Consider the following 17,643-nt stretch of genomic DNA (forward strand, 5'->3'; position numbering starts at 1 on the left):
GAGCAGGCTCGCTCCCACATTTGAAATGTGTTTACAAGTTGACGACGTTGACGAAGCGCGAAGCGGCGGTCTCGTCGATCTTCAGGCTGGTGAAGTCGAACAGGTTGCGGTCGGCCAGTTGCGACGGGATCACGTTCTGCAGACTGCGGAAAATGCTTTCAGTTCGACCGGGGGTCTTGCGCTCCCAGTCCAGAAGCATTTCCTTGACCACCTGACGCTGCAGGTTTTCCTGCGAACCGCAGAGGTTGCACGGGATGATCGGGAATTCTTTCAAATCCGAGTAAGCCTGAATGTCTTTCTCGTTGCAGTACGCCAGTGGACGGATCACCACGTTGCGACCGTCATCGGCGCGCAGCTTCGGCGGCATCGCCTTGAGGCTGCCGTTGAAGAACATGTTGAGGAAAAACGTCTCGACGATGTCGTCACGGTGGTGACCGAGGGCCATCTTGGTCGCGCCGATTTCGTCGGCGAAGGTGTACAGCGTGCCGCGACGCAGACGCGAGCACAGCGAGCAGGTGGTCTTGCCCTCCGGGATCAGCTCCTTGACCACCGAGTAGGTGTCTTTCTCGACGATGTGGTACTCAACGCCCAGCTCTTTCAAATAGGCCGGCAGCACATGCTCGGGGAAGCCCGGCTGTTTCTGGTCCATGTTCACCGCGACGATCTCGAACTTGATCGGGGCAACCTTCTGCAGGTGCAGCAGCACGTCGAGCATGGTGTAGCTGTCTTTGCCCCCGGACAGGCAGACCATGACCTTGTCGCCATCTTCAATCATGTTGAAATCGGCGACCGCTTCGCCGGCCAGGCGGCGCAGGCGCTTTTGCAGTTTGTTCTGGTTGACCGTAAGAGTGCCCATGACGCGAAATCCGTGAGGTGTGACGAAAGGCCGGCATTTTACGCAAAAACCCCGGGGTTGTGGGCACAGGTTGTCGCGGCCAGCCGACGACGCGTTAACAGACCCCAAGGCGATTACCCGCCCTGTTTACAGCGCGATTTGCTCTAAGCCCCTAATACCTGTGCGGGTAAGACCTTTCTATACTGCGACATAAGGTCGCACACAATCTGAAGACCTGTATTTGCTCGGCCACCTTGGCCCGTAGGCGCTCCGCTGGGGGGCGATGGCAATAACAAGAGGAGTGACTGGCATGATCCATCACGTAGTGGGACTTTTTACCCACCCCGATCAGGAATGGAAGGAAATCCGTGGCGACCAAGAGGAAAGCATCAGCCACATGTACCTGACACACACGCTGATTCTGGCGGCTATCCCCGCTGTCTCGGCCTTTATCGGCACCACACAGGTCGGCTGGGTAATCGGCAATCGCGCGCCGGTCATGCTCACCGTCGAAAGCGCGATCTGGATGACCGTCATGTCGTACCTGGCCATGCTCGGCGGGGTCGCGGTCATGGGCGCCTTTGTGCACTGGATGGCTCGCACCTACGACGCCAATCCAAGTCTGGCCCGTTGTGTGGCCTTCGCCACCTACACCGCGACACCGTTGTTTGTCGGCGGGCTGGCGGCATTGTATCCGCACATGTGGCTGGGGATGATCGTCGGCACGGCGGCCATCTGCTACACGGTTTATCTGTTGTACGTGGGGCTGCCGACGTTCATGAATATTCCGTCGGATGAAGGCTTCCTGTTTTCCAGCTCGGTGCTGGCGGTGGGTCTGGTGGTGCTGGTTGCCATCATGGCGTTCACCGTGATCGTCTGGGGGCTGGGCGTTGGTCCCGTCTATACGAACTGACTCGCCAAACCAATCACAGGCCGCCGCAAGGCGGCCTTGTCGTTTGCCGGATGACCATTCGGCAGCTCGGCGATTCGCAAGTCCGGGGCGTTACGGCATACTCGACGTCTCTGGAGATCCATCAAGCATGCCCGAGCAACTCAATACCCGCGTCGAAGACTGTTACCAACTCGCAGAATCCTTTTTCAAACGTTCCTTCCCACGCCCTGTCGTCAGCCTCAAGCTGCGCGGGCAAAAGGCCGGTGTCGCGCATCTGCACGAGAACCTGCTGCGCTTCAACCCGCAGTTATACCGGGAAAACACCGAGCACTTCCTCAAGCAGACCGTGGCCCACGAAGTTGCGCACCTGATCGCCCATCAGTTGTTTGGCGAGCGCATTCAGCCCCACGGCGAGGAATGGCAACTGATCATGCGCGGCGTTTACGAACTGCCGCCGGATCGCTGCCACACCTATGCAATCAAGCGCCGCAGCGTGACCCGCTATATCTATAAATGCCCGTGCGCCGACAGTGATTTCCCGTTTTCGGCGCAGCGCCATAGCCTGGTGCGGCAGGGGCGGCGTTACCTGTGTCGCCGATGCCGCAACACGTTGGTGTTCAGTGGTGAGATGCGCGTCGAATAGTCAGTTTGTGTCGCCCTGACTGGCCCCATCGCTGGCAAGCCAGCTCCCACAGGTTTAGGTGTCTTACACAGAATCTGTGGACACCTCGAAAACTGTGGGAGCTGGCTTGCCAGCGATGAGGCCAGAACAGGCACTAAAGAATGACTTTGGCCCGGCGCAGCTCTTCAATTTTCGAAGGACTCAACCCCAACTCCGCCAACACCTGATCCGTATGCTGCCCCAACACCGCGCCAACATGCCGCGGCGCCGGCAACGCTTGGGAAAACTTCAATGGACAGGCCATCTGCGCCTGCGTCGAACCATCCCCGCGCGGCACCTGCGTCACCAGTTCCCGCGCCTGCAACTGCGGATGGCGCACCGCCTCACCCAGACTCAATACCGGCTCGACACACGCATCGATCCCGGCAAACATCTCGCACAACTCAGCAAAGTCGTGTTTTTCGAACTCGACCGTCAGCGCGTACTTCAATGCCCGCTGCTGCTCGGGCTTTGAGGACAAGCCCTGCGCCGCCAACTCCGGCCGCCCCAACGCCGTACACAGTTGCTGCATGAACCCCGGTTCCAGACTGCCCACCGACATCCAGCGGCCATCGCGGGAACGGTAATAATCGTAAAAGCTGCCGCCGTTGAGCATCTGGTCTTCCCACGCAGGTTCTTCGCCGCAAGCCAGATAGCCGGCACCGGCCATGGCATTCAGGCTGAACGCGCAATCGGTCATGCTCACATCCAGATGCGTGCCCTGCCCGCTCTGCTGACGCGCAATCACCGCGGCCAACAAGCCGATCACCCCGTGCAGCGAACCACCGGCGACATCCGCCACCTGCATGCCCAACGGCAACGGCCCGCTGTCGGCGCGACCGGTGTAGCTGGCCAGCCCCGCCAGCGCGAGATAGTTGATGTCATGCCCGGCGCGGTCCTTGTATGGCCCGGTCTGGCCGTAACCGGTAATCGACACGTAAATAAGCTTCGGGTTGATCGCCTTCAGCGCTTCATAGCCTAGGCCCAGACGCTCCATTACACCGGGACGAAACTGCTCGAGGACGATGTCGTAATCGGCCAGCAACTGCTTGATCACTTCCACGGCTTCAGGCTGTTTCAGATCCAGCGCCAGGCTGCGCTTGTTGCGGTTCAGGTAAGCGTGGCTCGCTGATACTCCGCCATCATGCGGTGGCAAAACGCGCAGCAGGTCCATGCGCGTTGGTGATTCGATGCGCAGCACTTCAGCGCCCATGTCCGCCAGCAACAACGAGGCGAACGGCCCCGGCAGCAGCGTCGAGAAATCGAGGATTTTCAGTGAGGCCAGCGGTGCGGACATGGGCGAACTCCTTGGGCGATGCACTCAGCCTAGGCAGCGATGCCGTGTACGGCAATCACCGGAAATGTCAGCGGGTATGACCGTTACGCTCAAATCGCAGGCAAGAAAAAACCCGCCGAAGCGGGTTTTTCCAGGCAAGCAGGGCTTACTTCACATTGCTTGGGGTTGGGCCTTCAGCCACACCCAGGTCATCTTCTTCACGCTCGTCGGAGATACCGCGACCGCCTGAGGCCAGCTCGGTTTGCAGCTGATCGGTATCCAGTTCCTTGACCCACTTGGCAACCACGATGGTGGCTACTGCGTTACCGACCAGGTTGGTCAGTGCGCGGGCTTCGGACATGAAGCGGTCGATACCGAGGATCAGCGCCAGACCGGCCACCGGCAGGTGACCTACCGCCGACAGGGTCGCGGCCAGTACGATGAAGCCCGAGCCGGTCACACCGGCTGCGCCTTTGGAGGACAGCAGCAATACCAGCAGCAGAGTGATCTGGTGGGTGATGTCCATGTGGGTGTCGGTCGCCTGAGCGATGAACACGGCCGCCATGGTCAGGTAGATCGAAGTACCGTCGAGGTTGAACGAGTAACCGGTCGGGATCACCAGACCCACTACGGATTTCTTCGCGCCCAGACGCTCCATCTTGATCAGCATGCGTGGCAGTGCCGATTCCGACGAAGACGTGCCCAGTACGATCAACAGCTCTTCACGGATGTAACGCACCAGTTTAAACACGCTGAAACCGTGAGCACGGCAGATCGCACCCAGCACCACCACCACGAACAGGATGCAGGTGATGTAGAAGCAGATCATCAACTGGCCCAGTTGCACCAGCGAGCCGACGCCGTAAGCACCGATGGTGAAGGCCATCGCGCCGAAAGCACCCAGCGGCGCCAGTTTCATGATCATGTTGATGATGTTGAACATGACGTGGGCGAAGCGATCGATCATGTCCAGCAGCGGACGACCGTACGAACCCAGGCGATGCAGGGCGTAGCCGAAGATCACCGAGAACATCAGCACTTGCAGGATGTCACCGGTGGCGAACGCGCCGACGATGGTGTTCGGGATTACATTGAGGAGGAAACCGACAATGCTCTGGTCTTTACTGGCCGTCACATAAGTGGCGATTTTCGAGGCGTCCAGGGTGGTGACGTCGATGTGCATGCCGGCGCCCGGTTGCACAACGTTGACCACGATCAGACCGATCAGCAGGGCAATGGTGGAAACGATTTCGAAGTACAGCAGCGCGTAGCCGCCGGTCTTGCCCACGGATTTCATGTTCTGCATGCCGGCGATGCCGCTGACAACGGTACAGAAGATGATCGGGGCGATGACCATTTTGATCAGTTTGATGAACCCGTCACCCAGCGGCTTGAGGGCCACACCGGTCTGAGGGTAGAAGTGACCAAGCAGGATGCCGATGGCGATGGCAACGATCACCTGGAAATACAGGGATTTGTACAGTGGCTGACGAGTCGTCATTGCAGGTTTCCTCAAGCGTCCCGCGTGGCAACATCCATCTGTTGACCGCGAAACCTTAATTGCGAACCCTCCTGCACTGGAGGGATTTGTTGTTGGAGCAGCATTTTCCATCTGGGCCAAACGCACGCTTCTGTGGCTTGTATCGCAAACCTCGTGCCACTTTGGTGCGATTGCCAGCAAGCCTTTTGGTATCAGGGGTAACGGGTCTACGGATGTCACCATCCTGTGACTCAGGCGTGGCGGATTTCCGCCAACTCACCGCTTCTCGTCCTACAATTTGGCGGAAATCCGCCTTGTCGATGCGTCCAGCCCGCCGCTACCATCCGGCGCCTGAAGAAGGATCTGCCGCTTATGCGCGAACGCACCATCGCCAGTCATTTTGCCCGTGCCGCCCTCGGTGGCGCACGCCGCGTGGGTTTCGATTACTCGGGCCTGCTGCTGCAACTGGGCATCAGCCCGGAATTGCTCGACGAACCTCGCGCGCGCATTGCTCCGGAACAATTCACCCGGTTGATTCAGGGCCTGTGGCTGGCGCTGGACGACGAATACCTGGGTTTCGGCAACGCTCCAAGCAAACCCGGCAGTTTCGCCATGATGTGCCACGCCTCGATTCACTGCCGCAATCTGGAAAAAGCCCTGCAACGCGGCTTATTGTTTTATAGCCTATTCCCCGAAGCCCCGCGCCTGAGCCTGACGCGCGAAGACGAATGGGTGCGCCTGAGCCTCGACGATTCACAATTGTGGGATCCCGATCACTTTCTCACCGAGAGCCTGCTGGTGATCTGGCATCGCCTCGGCAGTTGGCTGATCGGCCAGCGGATTCGCCTCGAACAGGCGAGCTTCAGCTATCCGCGCCCCGAGCATGGGGCCGAATATGACCTGTTGTTCCCCTGCCCGCTAACCTTCGGCACCGAGCAAAGCAGCCTTTTATTCCACAGCCGCTATCTGTCTATGCCGCTGTTGCAGGACGAACGCACGCTCAAACACTTCCTCGAACGCTCCCCCGCCGACCTGCTCTCGCGCCCGGACGACGGTGACAGTCTGAGTAGCCGTTTGCGCCGTTTACTCAGCCGTGACACTGCAAATTGGCCGGATCTGGAAGCGGTCGCGGCGCACTTGTACATCAGCCCGCAGACCTTGCGCCGGCACTTGCGTGAGGAAGGCACGAGTTTTCAGGAGTTGAAGGATCAGTTGCGGCGGGATATCGCCATTTATCATTTGGGGCGGGCGGATCTGTCGTTGCAACAGATTGCCGAGCAGTTGGGGTTTTCCGAACCGTCGGCGTTTCATCGGGCGTTCAAGAAGTGGACGGGGTTGACGCCGGGGGCGTATCGGGCGCAGGAGCAGTGAGGCGCCAAATCAAAAGCCCCTCACCCTAACCCTCCCGAAACGTCGGACCGCCCGGGGGGAGAGGGGACTGATTGGGGGATGCTCGGTAAATACGCCGACCTGCAAGCTCTCTATTGAATCCATATTCGCTGCAAATCGCTCAGGTCGATAATTTTCCAAAGACACTTCGGTCAGTCCCCTCTCCTTCTGGGAGAGGGCAACTCCCAATCACACCGCCGGAAAATGAATCCTGAACGCCGCCCCACCCATCGGCGAATCCCCCAGCGCGAGTTTGGCGTTGTAGCTTTCGATAATATCCTTGACCACCGCCAACCCGATCCCTTGCCCCGGATGCTGGGCATCCAGGCGTTCACCACGCTCGAGGATCCGCGCACGCTGATCCGGCGGCACACCGGGGCCGTCATCTTCGACGCACAGTTCAATCCCGGCCAGAGTCTCACGCACGCTGATACGCACTTCGCCCAGACACAGGCGATAAGCGTTTTCCAGCAAGTTGCCCATCATCTCCAGCAAGGCACCCTGCTCGATCGGCACATAGCAGTGCTCAGGCAGATCAAAGGCCACGCGCACATGCTTGTCGCGGTACACCTTGTCGAGGGTGTCGCACAGGCTTTTCAGCACCGGTTGCAAGCGCACCTGATGTCGCACCAGTCCGCTTTTGCGCAAACTGGCCCGTTGCAGTTGATAGCTGATCTGCTGGCTCATGCGTTCGATCTGACTCTGCAGCACCCACGCTTGATCGCGCTCTTCGGGACGTTGGGCCATGTCCTCGCTCACCCCTTGCAACACCGCCAACGGCGTTTTCAGGCTGTGCGCCAGATCATCGAGGGAATCGCGATAACGACTGCGCTGCTGGCGCTCGCTGTGCAGCAAACGGTTGAGCGAGCCGGTCAGGCGCAGCAGTTCACGTGGATGTTGTTCGGTGAGGCTTTCACGGGTGCCGCCTTCGATTTCGTCGAGCTCCTGACTGAGCCGGCGCAGCGCTTTGAGGCCCCAGGTCAGGCCGATCCACAACAGCGCCAGCAATACCAGTAATGCCGCGCCGAAGCCTAGATAGAGATTTTCGCGCAGGCCTTCGAGGGTGGTTTCGTACTCGCGCACCGGTTGCAGGGCGACGATGCTGAACGCCGCGCTTTTGCCGCCGAGCAGTTTGACTTCGACGTCATAGACGAAGAATTCCTGGCCATTGCTTTCGCGGATCCGCGCGAACTCATTACCGAGTCCGTCGTAGCGCGGTTTGTAGTTGATCTGCTCTTCCTGAGTCGCCTTCGAGCGCCAGACCAGATGCCCCTCGCGATCGTAGATATAGCCGAGCAAACGGAAATCGGTGAGGTTGAAACGCTCATCCGGCAGTTGCGTCGGCATCACCAACCGACCGTTTTCAATGCGCGCGGCAGAAATCAGCGTAGTGACGTCCGAGGCCAGCCGCTGCTCGATCGAGTCTTGCAGCGCCAGGCTGAACGCGCCTTGCATCGCCGGCAGCAAAGCGAGCATGAACAACACCGCCAACGTCGTGGCGGCGAGCATCAAGCGAACGCGCAGAGAACGAATCAAGTGCAGCGCTCATTGAACAGGTAGCCGAGGCCGCGCACGGTGTCGATCGGCTTGAACCCGGCCGGGCCTTCAAGTTTGCGGCGCAGACGGCCGACCAGCACTTCGATGACATTCGGATCGCGCTCGTCGTCGTCCGGATAGAGCTGCTCCATCAAGCGATCCTTGGGCACCACTTGCTGGTGATGACGCATGAGGTATTCGAGGATGCGGTACTCGTAGGCGGTCAGCGCCAAAGGTTGTTCGTCGAGGCTCGCCTGTTTGCGATTGAGGTCGAGCAGCAGCGGGCCGGCAACGATGGTCGACTGAGTGAACCCGCTGGAACGGCGCAGCAAGGCATTCAGACGCGCGTCGAGTTCTTCGAACTGGAACGGCTTGACCACGTAATCGTCGGCACCGGCGGCGAGGCCTTCGACCTTGTCCTGCCAGTTGCCGCGCGCGGTGAGGATGAGGATCGGGAAGGTCTTGCCGCCCGCGCGCAACTGGCGAATCAGGTCGAGACCGCCCATGCCCGGCAAGCCGAGATCGATCACCGCCAAGTCAAAGTTGAACTGTCCGGTCTGGTACAGCGCCTCCTCGGCATTGGCCACGGACTCGACCACGTGGCCACTTTCCGTCAGGCGGGTTTGCAGGTGATGGCGCAAGAGCGCTTCATCTTCGACGACCAACAGTTTCATAACACTCTCCCGGGCAAATCAGAATCTCCAGTCACACACCTGTGGGAGCGAGCCTGCTCGCGAAGGCGATGGCTCAGTCGACCTCTCATCGACTGAACCGGCGCTTTCGCGAGCAGGCTCGCTCCCACATTGAACCTGCTGGCAACTCCTTAGAAATTGTAGTTGGCCGACAGGTAAGTCTGCGCGCTGCTGGTCAAATCCAGCGAGCCTTGCTTGCTGCCGCCGCTCTCTTTCATTTCAGTGCTGGCGTTGCTGCGCAGGTAACGGTAACCAAGTTCGACCGAGGTGTTCTGCGAGACTTGCTGCAACACACCGAATTGGCCGCCAACCGCATAACCGATGTCACTGTCGCGGCTGTAGCTCGGCGAATCCTGAGTCAGCTTGGTCAAACCCGCCGTCGCGCCACCGAACAGCTTGGTGCTGCCACCCACCGGGTAGAACAGATCGTAGCTGCCCAGCAGGTTTTCCTGACGCAGTTTAATGCCATTGTGCGAACCGGACACGTTGTCGTAGGTGGCGTAGTAGCGACCCTGACTGTTTTGCTGACCGAGACGGACGCCGTAGGTGTTGTTGCCGTCGATGGCGCCAGTGGCGTTCGGGTGGTCGAGGTTGTTGTTCAGCGAGTTGGATTTGTTGATCTTGTCACTGGTCTGGCCGAAGGACAGGCCGGCGAAGTTCGAAGTGGTGTCGGCCTGGGCCGCGATACTGGCGCTCATTACGGTCAATGCCAGCAACAGTTTGTTAAAAGTCATGGGTATTTCCTCTTTCACAGTGCTGTTTGGGTATGGCGCAAGGTTACTGACCTTCCCCTGTACCGCCCCTGAACCGTCTCTGAACCCGACCTGAACCAAATGAACTAGGCTGATTTGACCGTTTATTGTCAGGAGATCCGACCATGCGCCTGTTCCTTGCCCTCATTTTGCTGGCCGTCAGCAGCCTCACTCAGGCAGCGATCAAGACCGAGGAAATCCCCTATCAAAGCGCCGATGGCACAAAGCTGATCGGCTACTACGCCTATGACGACGCCATCAAAGGCAAACGTCCGGGTGTCGTCGTGGTGCACGAATGGTGGGGCCTGAACGATTACGCCAAACGCCGCGCACGCGATCTCGCCGCACTCGGCTACAGCGCGTTGGCGATCGATATGTACGGTGAAGGCAAGAACACCGAACATCCCAAAGACGCGATGGCGTTCATGCAGGCAGCGACTCAGGATGCGGCGGCTTCCAGCAAGCGCTTTGAGGCCGGGCTGAATTTGCTGAAGCAGCAGGCGCAGACCGACGCCAACAAAATCGCCGCTATCGGTTACTGCTTCGGCGGTGGCGTGGTGCTCAACGCCGCGCGGCAAGGTGAACCGTTGGCGGGCGTGGTGAGTTTCCACGGCGCGCTGGCGACCAAAAACCCGGCGACGCCCGGCAGTGTGAAAGCGAAGATTCTGGTCGAGCACGGTGCGCTGGACAGCATGGTCACTGCCGACAATGTCACGGCGTTCAAAGCGGAAATGGACAAGGCCGGTGCTGACTATAAATTTGTCAGCCTTGACGGTGCCAAGCACGGTTTTACCAATCCGGATGCCGATCGCCTCAGCCATGGCGAGCACGGTGGCCCGGACATCGGGTACAACAAGGCCGCGGATGAAAAATCCTGGGCGGACATGAAAGCGTTCTTGCAGAAAATCTTTAGCTGAACAGGAACACCGCGGCGCGGCCTTCGCGAGCAGGCTCGCTGCCACAGGGGATCTTCTGGGCGGCATAGATCCAGTGTGGGAGCGAGCCTGCTCGCGAAAGCCGCACCACCGATCTCGACCTTGCCGCGACTAACCGGCAAAATGCCCGCCATGAATCTCACCCCCGCCCTGCCCGCCTGCTGCACCGCACTCGACAGCCACTGGCCGTTGCCGACGGTATTGGCCGACACCGTGCTGCTCAGCACCCACTTCGATCCGGCCCTACTGCTCGGCGATGACTTTCAGCGCAGTGCCGTGGTAGCACCGCCGAGCATTCAGCGTTCGGTGGCCAAGCGGCAGGCGGAATTCCTCGCCGGGCGTATTTGCGCCCGCGCGGCGTTGCGGCAATTGGAAGGCAGCAGCGTTGTCCCAGCGATTGGTGAAGACCGCGCGCCGATATGGCCGGCACATATCTGCGGCTCGATCACCCACAGCACCGGTCGTGCGGCGGCAATTGTTGCCAACAAACGACACTGGCGCGGGCTGGGAATGGATCTGGAAAATCTGCTGAGTACCGAACGTGCCGAGCGTCTGGCCGGGGAGATTCTGACGCCACCTGAAATGCAGCGCATGACGGCCGCCTCGCGAGATCAGTTGGCGTTGCTGGTGACACTGACGTTTTCGGTGAAAGAAAGTCTGTTCAAGGCGTTGTATCCGATCGTGCAGCAGCGCTTTTATTTCGAGCATGCTGAAGTGCTGGAATGGACTGAGGCCGGTGAAGTCCGGTTGCGGTTGTTGACGGACTTGTCTGCCGAGTGGCGCAACGGCACTGAACTGGAGGCGCAGTTCGGGGTGCAGGATGGGCAGTTGTTGAGTCTGGTCAGTATCCACGCCTGAAATCTTTAGCGCCTGTCCGGGCCTCATCGCTGGCAAGCCAGCTCCCACAAGTTTCTGAGTGGACCTTAAATCCGTGCTCACCACGGTCACTGTTGGAGCTGGCTTGCCAGCGATGGGGCCAGCACAATCACCGCAAATACCTAGCGGCGCTCCTGATTCCTCGGCCAACTCAGGCTGAAACACGCCCCACCCAGACTCTTGCTCTTGCCAATGATCGCCCGGCCGTCATGCCAGTGAATGATCCGCCGCACAATCGACAAGCCCAGACCATGCCCGCCCGACGCCCGCGTACGGCTGTCGTCCAGACGCAGAAACGGGGTGAAAATCCGCTCCCACGCGACCTCCGGCACACCCGGACCGTCGTCCTCGACGTCGACGCGACAGCGCAATTGCCCGACCTGATAACTCACCGTCACGTTCGAACGGGCGTGGCGCATCGCGTTGCTCACCAGATTCTGCAGCGCCCGGTGCAGATAGCGCGGCTCGGCTTCGACCCAGGCATCATCGTTATCCGCAGCAGACAGGCACAAACCACGCTGCACCGCGACCTCGGCGCGTAACGGCGCCAGTTCCTCGATCACCTGATTGACCAGTGCATCGAGATCGATGCGCTGGAAGGTCAGCGCCGGCGAACCCTGTTCCAGCCGCGCATAGGTAAGCATTTCATCGACCAGCTTATCGAGGTCTTCGATGTCGTGATCCATGCCTTCACGGTACTTTTCCAGCGCTTGCGGCGTGGTTGCCGAACCGATCATCTCCAGGCCGAAACGCAGGCGTGCCACCGGTGTGCGCAATTCATGGGACACCGCGCGCACCAGTTCGCGCTGAATCGCCAGCAGCTGTTGCAAGTGCTCAGCCATGCCATTAAACGCCGACGCCAGACGCCCGACCGAGTCAGCACCGCGCGCTGGCACACGGGTTTCCAGGCTGCCCTTGGCAATCCGCGTGGCCGCCGCTTCGAGGCCACGCAAACGGCGTTCGAGCTGACGCACCAACAAATAAACGATAAGACCGATCAGGGTCAGGCCGAGTGCAGCAATCAGCACCAGCCATTCCGGCGGATACGGGTTCATCTGATACAGCGGGCCGATCTCCAGCACCCACGGCGTGCCGACCATGCCGGCAAAGACGCGGATCGAATCGCCGCCCTTGCCCAGCGCCATGACGGTGTCGCCTTCGGCCACGCGGCGGCTCTGGTCTTCGTCCATGTCGGCATCATTCACCGTGACCAGGCGCAGATCGAAACCGAAACCCTTTTCTTCCTTTATCTGCGCGAGGCGCTTGGGCTGTTCGGCGACCGGCACGCGCACCAGTTCATCGGCCAGCAGGTAAATGGTCGCGCGGGCCAGTTGTTCGCTGATCTGCTGCACTTCCCCCACCAGCACCAGTTGCTCTTTGTCGCTGACCATTCGATAGACTTTCGCCGCGTGCGGCCCGGTCTGCTCGACCAGCGCCTGACCACGCTGTACGCGGGTGCGCTGGGACAGATCGAGATCGGTCTCGGCAAACTTCTTCAGCGCCAGCGGAATCCCCAGCAACCGCTCCCACACCAGCAACGCGCGATGGCGCTCGGTTTCGTTCATCGGTTGCAGATTGCCGGCCATCAGCGAGAACGTGCCGTGGGCCAGCCGCTCGCGATATTGCTCGCTGCGCACCTGATTAAGCAGGTTGAGCGCCAGCACGCCGAGCACCGCCACCAGAATGATCGCTGCGCACATGCCGCCGTAGATGCGCAGGAAGATCGAGTTCACAGCGGCAGATCTACGCAGGCTTCAGGCACGAACAGATAACCTTTGCTGCGGATGGTCTTGATCAGGCGCGGATGGTCGGGGTCGTCACCGATTTTCGGGCGAATGCGCGAAATGCGCACATCGATCGAACGGTCCTGACCGTCATAGCCGATGCCGCGCAGTGCGGTGAAAATTTCTTCGCGCGACAGAATGCGCCCGGCGTTTGACACCAGCAGCCAGAGCAGATCGAATTCGGCGCTGGTCAGTTCGATGCCATTGTCGCTCAGCCACGCCTCGCGCAAGGCGTCGTCGACCACCAACGGACCAAATTGCAGACGACGGGATTTCTCGGCGACCGGTTCGGGTGTGTCGCTGCGGCGCAGCAACGCCTGGATTCGCGCCAGCAACAGCCGTGGGCGCACCGGTTTGCACACGTAATCGTCGGCACCGAGGTCAAGCCCCTGGATCTGATCGGCATCGTCGGTGCGCGCAGTGAGCATCAGAATCGGCCCGTCATACTGATTACGCACCTTGCGGCAAATGCTCAGGCCATCTTCGCCGGGCAGCATCAGGTCGAGGATCACCAGATCCGGCTGCTCCTTGATGATCCGCGCCGCCGCCAACGCACCGTTACCTTCGATGTCCACGCGCAGTCCATTGGCTTGCAGGTAGTCGCGCGTCAGTTCGGCCAATCGCTGGTCATCCTCGACGATCAATACCTGAAAGGCTTGTTGCTCCACCGGTGACCTCTACTTTCTATTGTTATTGATAAAAGGAAGGCGATTGCCCGGACACACAATCCCCTGCAGGAGCTGTCGAGTGAAACGAGGCTGCGATCTTTTGATCTTGCTTTTCAAGATCAGGATCAAAAGATCGCAGCCTTCGGCAGCTCCTACAGGGGTACGCGATATTCAGCGTGATCCTCCCGTCCTTTTGTCATGTTTCTGGAGGATAACAATGCCTGCGCATGAGCCGATTGTATAAACGGCGTACAGCCAGAACACAAGTCGGTAAATGCGTTCGGACAAGGCGGTTTTTTGTGATAGGGTTCGCGCCCTTAAAAATCCGCTGAAGCGTTTTTCCCGGTGAAAAAACAGTGACAGACGGTCTAGCTCAGCAGGTTCGCGGCCTACACGCATTTTCGAAGTTTCTTACACAATTTACGCACAGGCTTATCCACAGGTAGTACGTTGCAATCCCCCCCTGAAACGCATTATCTTGTAGCCCGAGCGCAAAAAAACCCTACATGTAGGGTTTGACGCTAAAAAACCAAACACAAACCCGGCAGTGAATTCAAGGCTTTTTATTGCCATTGTCTGGTTGAACCAAACGTATTTTCGAAAGCCCAAACCGCGCCTGCGGATGGCTACCGTTTTTGCGCCGATCACGGTGTTTACGGTACGGGTGTTGCAGTGGCGAAACTGCTCCCCGAAAGGAATGCGGTGATACGCGTATCGCGTGAACCGAAGACTTCGGCATGGAAGCGGCGCTCACAAGGCCCTCTTCCTGAACTGTCCCGAAGTCGTTATGCCCGGCGCGTGCCGGTTGTAGTGCTTCAGGACGGAACGGTGGGCACCGTGATGGTGCCCAAACAAACATAGAGAACGTGGAGACACCCATGCAAACCGACACAACTCGCGAGAACCCGCAGGGCACCTTGCCGCAGGCCGCCGATTCGAATTCGGATCTGGCAGCCACCGCGCCTGGTCAACTGCGCGTGATCAAGCGCAATGGCACTGTCGTTCCTTACACCGATGACAAGATCACCGTCGCTATCACCAAAGCGTTCCTCGCAGTTGAAGGCGGCACCGCTGCCGCTTCGTCGCGAATCCACGACACTGTTGCGCGCCTGACCGAACAGGTCACTGCAACCTTCAAGCGTCGCATGCCATCGGGCGGCACCATCCACATCGAAGAAATCCAGGACCAGGTCGAACTGGCCCTGATGCGTGCCGGCGAGCAGAAAGTCGCTCGCGACTACGTGATCTACCGTGACGGTCGTTCGAAAGAGCGCGCTGCCCACGCACCGGCCGAAGAAGCGGTCAACGCTCACCCGTCGATCCGCATCACCCGTGCCGACGGTAGCCTGGCGCCGCTGGACATGGGTCGTCTGAACACCATCGTCACCGAAGCCTGCGAAGGTCTGGAAGAAGTCGACGGCGACCTGATCCAGCGCGAAACCCTGAAAAACCTCTACGACGGCGTGGCCCTGACCGACGTCAACACCGCGCTGGTGATGACCGCCCGTACCCTGGTCGAGCGTGAGCCGAACTACTCGTTCGTCACCGCCCGCCTGCTGATGGACACCCTGCGTGCCGAAGGCCTGGGCTTCCTCGGTGTGGCCGAAAGCGCCACTCACCACGAAATGGTCGACCTGTACGCCAAGGCACTGCCGGCCTACATCGCCAAAGGTATCGAGTTCGAACTGCTGAACCCTGTGCTGGCCACCTTCGACCTGGAAAAACTGGGCAAGGCGATCAACCACGAGCGTGATCAGCAATTCACCTACCTGGGCCTGCAAACCCTGTACGACCGTTATTTCATCCACAAGGATGGCGTGCGTTTCGAACTGCCGCAGATCTTCTTCATGCGCGTGGCCATGGGCCTGGCGATCGAAGAGAAGCAGAAAGAAGACCGTGCGATCGAGTTCTACAACCTGCTGTCGTCCTTCGACTACATGTCGTCGACCCCGACCCTGTTCAACGCCGGTACGCTGCGTCCACAGCTGTCGAGCTGCTACCTGACCACCGTGCCGGATGACCTGTCGGGCATCTACCACGCGATCCACGACAACGCCATGTTGTCGAAATTTGCTGGCGGCCTGGGCAACGACTGGACGCCGGTGCGTGCACTGGGTTCGTACATCAAGGGCACCAACGGCAAGTCGCAAGGCGTGGTTCCGTTCCTGAAAGTGGTGAACGACACCGCTGTGGCTGTTAACCAGGGTGGCAAGCGCAAAGGCGCTGTGTGTGCCTACCTGGAAACCTGGCACATGGACATCGAAGAGTTCATCGAACTGCGCAAGAACACCGGTGATGATCGTCGTCGTACCCACGACATGAATACCGCCAACTGGATCCCTGACCTGTTCATGAAGCGTGTCTTCGATGACGGCAAGTGGACCCTGTTCTCGCCATCCGAAGTGCCGGACCTGCACGACCTGACCGGTAAAGCCTTCGAAGAGCGCTACGAGTACTACGAAGCGCTGACCGAATACCCAGGCAAGGTCAAACTGTTCAAGACCATCCAGGCCAAAGACCTGTGGCGCAAAATGCTCTCCATGCTGTTTGAAACCGGCCACCCATGGCTGACTTTCAAAGACCCGTGCAACCTGCGTAGCCCGCAGCAGCACGTCGGCGTGGTTCACAGCTCGAACCTGTGCACCGAGATCACCTTGAACACCAACAAGGACGAGATCGCCGTTTGCAACCTGGGCTCGATCAACCTGCCGAACCACATCGTCAACGGCAAGCTGGACACCGCCAAGCTGGAACGCACCGTGAACACCGCCGTGCGCATGCTCGATAACGTTATCGACATCAACTACTACTCGGTGCCACAAGCGAAGAACTCCAACTTCAAGCACCGTCCGGTCGGTCTGGGCATCATGGGCTTCCAGGACGCTTTGTACCTGCAGCACATTCCTTACGGTTCCGACGCTGCCGTCGAGTTCGCCGACAAGTCGATGGAAGCGGTCAGCTACTACGCGATCCAGGCTTCCTGCGACCTGGCTGACGAGCGCGGCGCATACGAGACGTTCCAGGGTTCGCTGTGGTCCAAAGGCATCCTGCCGCTGGATTCGCAACAGATCCTGATCGAAGCCCGTGGCCAGAAGTACATCGATGTCGACCTGAACGAAACCCTCGACTGGGCACCGGTTCGCGCCCGTGTACAGAAAGGTATTCGTAACTCCAACATCATGGCCATCGCACCGACCGCGACCATCGCCAACATCACTGGCGTATCGCAGTCGATCGAACCGACCTACCAGAACCTGTATGTGAAATCGAACCTGTCGGGCGAATTCACCGTGATCAACCCGTACCTGGTTCGCGACCTCAAGGCTCGCGGTCTGTGGGACTCGGTCATGATCAACGACCTGAAGTACTACGACGGTTCGGTTCAGCAGATCGAGCGCATCCCGCAAGAACTCAAAGAGCTCTACGCGACCGCGTTCGAAGTGGACACCAAGTGGATCGTTGACGCCGCCAGCCGTCGTCAGAAGTGGATCGACCAGGCCCAGTCGCTGAACCTGTACATCGCCGGCGCATCGGGCAAGAAGCTCGACGTGACCTACCGCATGGCCTGGTACCGTGGTCTGAAAACCACTTACTACCTCCGTGCCCTGGCCGCGACCAGCACCGAGAAGTCGACCATCAACACCGGCAAGCTGAACGCTGTTTCCAGCGGCGGCAACCACGGCGACGATTCGGTTCTGGCAGCACCTGCCGGTCCTGCTCCAGTGCCAAAGGCTTGCGCGATCGACGAGCCGGATTGCGAAGCTTGCCAATAAGCTGAGCTGAATCAGGCGTTGCGAGACGCCTGATACTCTCCGGGCAAAAGAAACCCCCGACAGACTTCTGGTGTGTCGGGGGTTTTCTTTTGTC

At 59.5% G+C, this 17,643-nt stretch carries 14 protein-coding genes; 6 read left to right on the forward strand and 8 right to left on the reverse strand.

All coding sequences use genetic code 11. The annotated features are described in order from the left end of the window. Positions 1-31 precede the first annotated feature (31 nt). Positions 32-856: a tRNA 2-thiocytidine(32) synthetase TtcA gene (gene ttcA / locus AC3IUF_RS22215; protein ID WP_038367448.1), complete on the reverse strand. Its 825-nt coding sequence runs from the start codon at positions 854-856 to the stop codon at positions 32-34. Positions 857-1,145: 289 nt separating this feature from the next. On the opposite strand from ttcA, the gene AC3IUF_RS22220 reads away from it, so the two are divergent. Both AC3IUF_RS22220 and AC3IUF_RS22225 read left to right on the forward strand, forming a co-directional pair. Further along, the gene (locus AC3IUF_RS22220; protein ID WP_007917515.1) at positions 1,146-1,748 is read left to right on the forward strand and encodes a Yip1 family protein; all 603 of its coding nucleotides are present in this window, start codon (positions 1,146-1,148) and stop codon (positions 1,746-1,748) included. Between the two features lie 127 nt (positions 1,749-1,875). Beyond that, positions 1,876-2,370, forward strand: coding sequence for a SprT family zinc-dependent metalloprotease (locus AC3IUF_RS22225; RefSeq protein ID WP_007917517.1), 495 nt, complete (start codon positions 1,876-1,878; stop codon positions 2,368-2,370). A gap of 133 nt (positions 2,371-2,503) precedes the next feature. Here AC3IUF_RS22225 and AC3IUF_RS22230 read toward each other — a convergent pair whose 3' ends face one another. Continuing rightward, a complete protein-coding gene (locus AC3IUF_RS22230; protein WP_095114434.1) occupies positions 2,504-3,685 on the reverse strand; it encodes a CaiB/BaiF CoA transferase family protein in 1,182 nt (393 codons plus the stop codon). Between the two features lie 145 nt (positions 3,686-3,830). After that, positions 3,831-5,165: a dicarboxylate/amino acid:cation symporter gene (locus AC3IUF_RS22235; protein ID WP_007917521.1), complete on the reverse strand. Its 1,335-nt coding sequence runs from the start codon at positions 5,163-5,165 to the stop codon at positions 3,831-3,833. 351 nt (positions 5,166-5,516) lie between these two features. Between AC3IUF_RS22235 and AC3IUF_RS22240 the strand changes: the two genes are divergently transcribed. Beyond that, on the forward strand, positions 5,517-6,515 hold the full coding sequence (locus AC3IUF_RS22240; RefSeq protein ID WP_489279319.1) for an AraC family transcriptional regulator: 999 nt from the start codon (positions 5,517-5,519) through the stop codon (positions 6,513-6,515). A 207-nt stretch (positions 6,516-6,722) separates the two neighbouring features. Here AC3IUF_RS22240 and AC3IUF_RS22245 read toward each other — a convergent pair whose 3' ends face one another. The 3 genes from AC3IUF_RS22245 to AC3IUF_RS22255 all read right to left on the reverse strand — a co-directional run bounded on the left by AC3IUF_RS22245 (position 6,723) and on the right by AC3IUF_RS22255 (position 9,495). Continuing rightward, positions 6,723-8,069 (reverse strand): ATP-binding protein, encoded by a 1,347-nt coding sequence (locus AC3IUF_RS22245; protein ID WP_038367433.1) that lies wholly within the window; start codon positions 8,067-8,069, stop codon positions 6,723-6,725. Continuing rightward, the gene (locus AC3IUF_RS22250) at positions 8,066-8,743 is read right to left on the reverse strand and encodes a response regulator transcription factor (RefSeq protein ID WP_007917525.1); all 678 of its coding nucleotides are present in this window, start codon (positions 8,741-8,743) and stop codon (positions 8,066-8,068) included. Before AC3IUF_RS22250 ends, AC3IUF_RS22245 begins: the two co-directional genes overlap by 4 nt. 149 nt (positions 8,744-8,892) lie before the next feature. Next, complete coding sequence (locus tag AC3IUF_RS22255; protein ID WP_007917526.1) at positions 8,893-9,495, reverse strand: membrane protein; 603 nt, start codon at positions 9,493-9,495, stop codon at positions 8,893-8,895. A gap of 143 nt (positions 9,496-9,638) precedes the next feature. On the opposite strand from AC3IUF_RS22255, the gene AC3IUF_RS22260 reads away from it, so the two are divergent. Both AC3IUF_RS22260 and AC3IUF_RS22265 read left to right on the forward strand, forming a co-directional pair. Next, a complete protein-coding gene (locus AC3IUF_RS22260; RefSeq protein WP_489279321.1) occupies positions 9,639-10,430 on the forward strand; it encodes a dienelactone hydrolase family protein in 792 nt (263 codons plus the stop codon). 150 nt (positions 10,431-10,580) lie between these two features. After that, complete coding sequence (locus tag AC3IUF_RS22265) at positions 10,581-11,306, forward strand: 4'-phosphopantetheinyl transferase family protein (RefSeq protein WP_489279322.1); 726 nt, start codon at positions 10,581-10,583, stop codon at positions 11,304-11,306. A gap of 140 nt (positions 11,307-11,446) precedes the next feature. Here AC3IUF_RS22265 and AC3IUF_RS22270 read toward each other — a convergent pair whose 3' ends face one another. Then, on the reverse strand, positions 11,447-13,057 hold the full coding sequence (locus AC3IUF_RS22270; protein ID WP_489279323.1) for an ATP-binding protein: 1,611 nt from the start codon (positions 13,055-13,057) through the stop codon (positions 11,447-11,449). Further along, positions 13,054-13,776, reverse strand: coding sequence for a response regulator (locus AC3IUF_RS22275; protein WP_007917532.1), 723 nt, complete (start codon positions 13,774-13,776; stop codon positions 13,054-13,056). Before AC3IUF_RS22275 ends, AC3IUF_RS22270 begins: the two co-directional genes overlap by 4 nt. A gap of 878 nt (positions 13,777-14,654) precedes the next feature. Between AC3IUF_RS22275 and AC3IUF_RS22280 the strand changes: the two genes are divergently transcribed. After that, positions 14,655-17,549, forward strand: coding sequence for a ribonucleoside-diphosphate reductase subunit alpha (locus tag AC3IUF_RS22280; protein ID WP_150651061.1), 2,895 nt, complete (start codon positions 14,655-14,657; stop codon positions 17,547-17,549). Positions 17,550-17,643 lie beyond the last annotated feature (94 nt).

The sequence above is a fragment of the Pseudomonas sp. KH_040 genome (genome assembly GCF_057839305.1).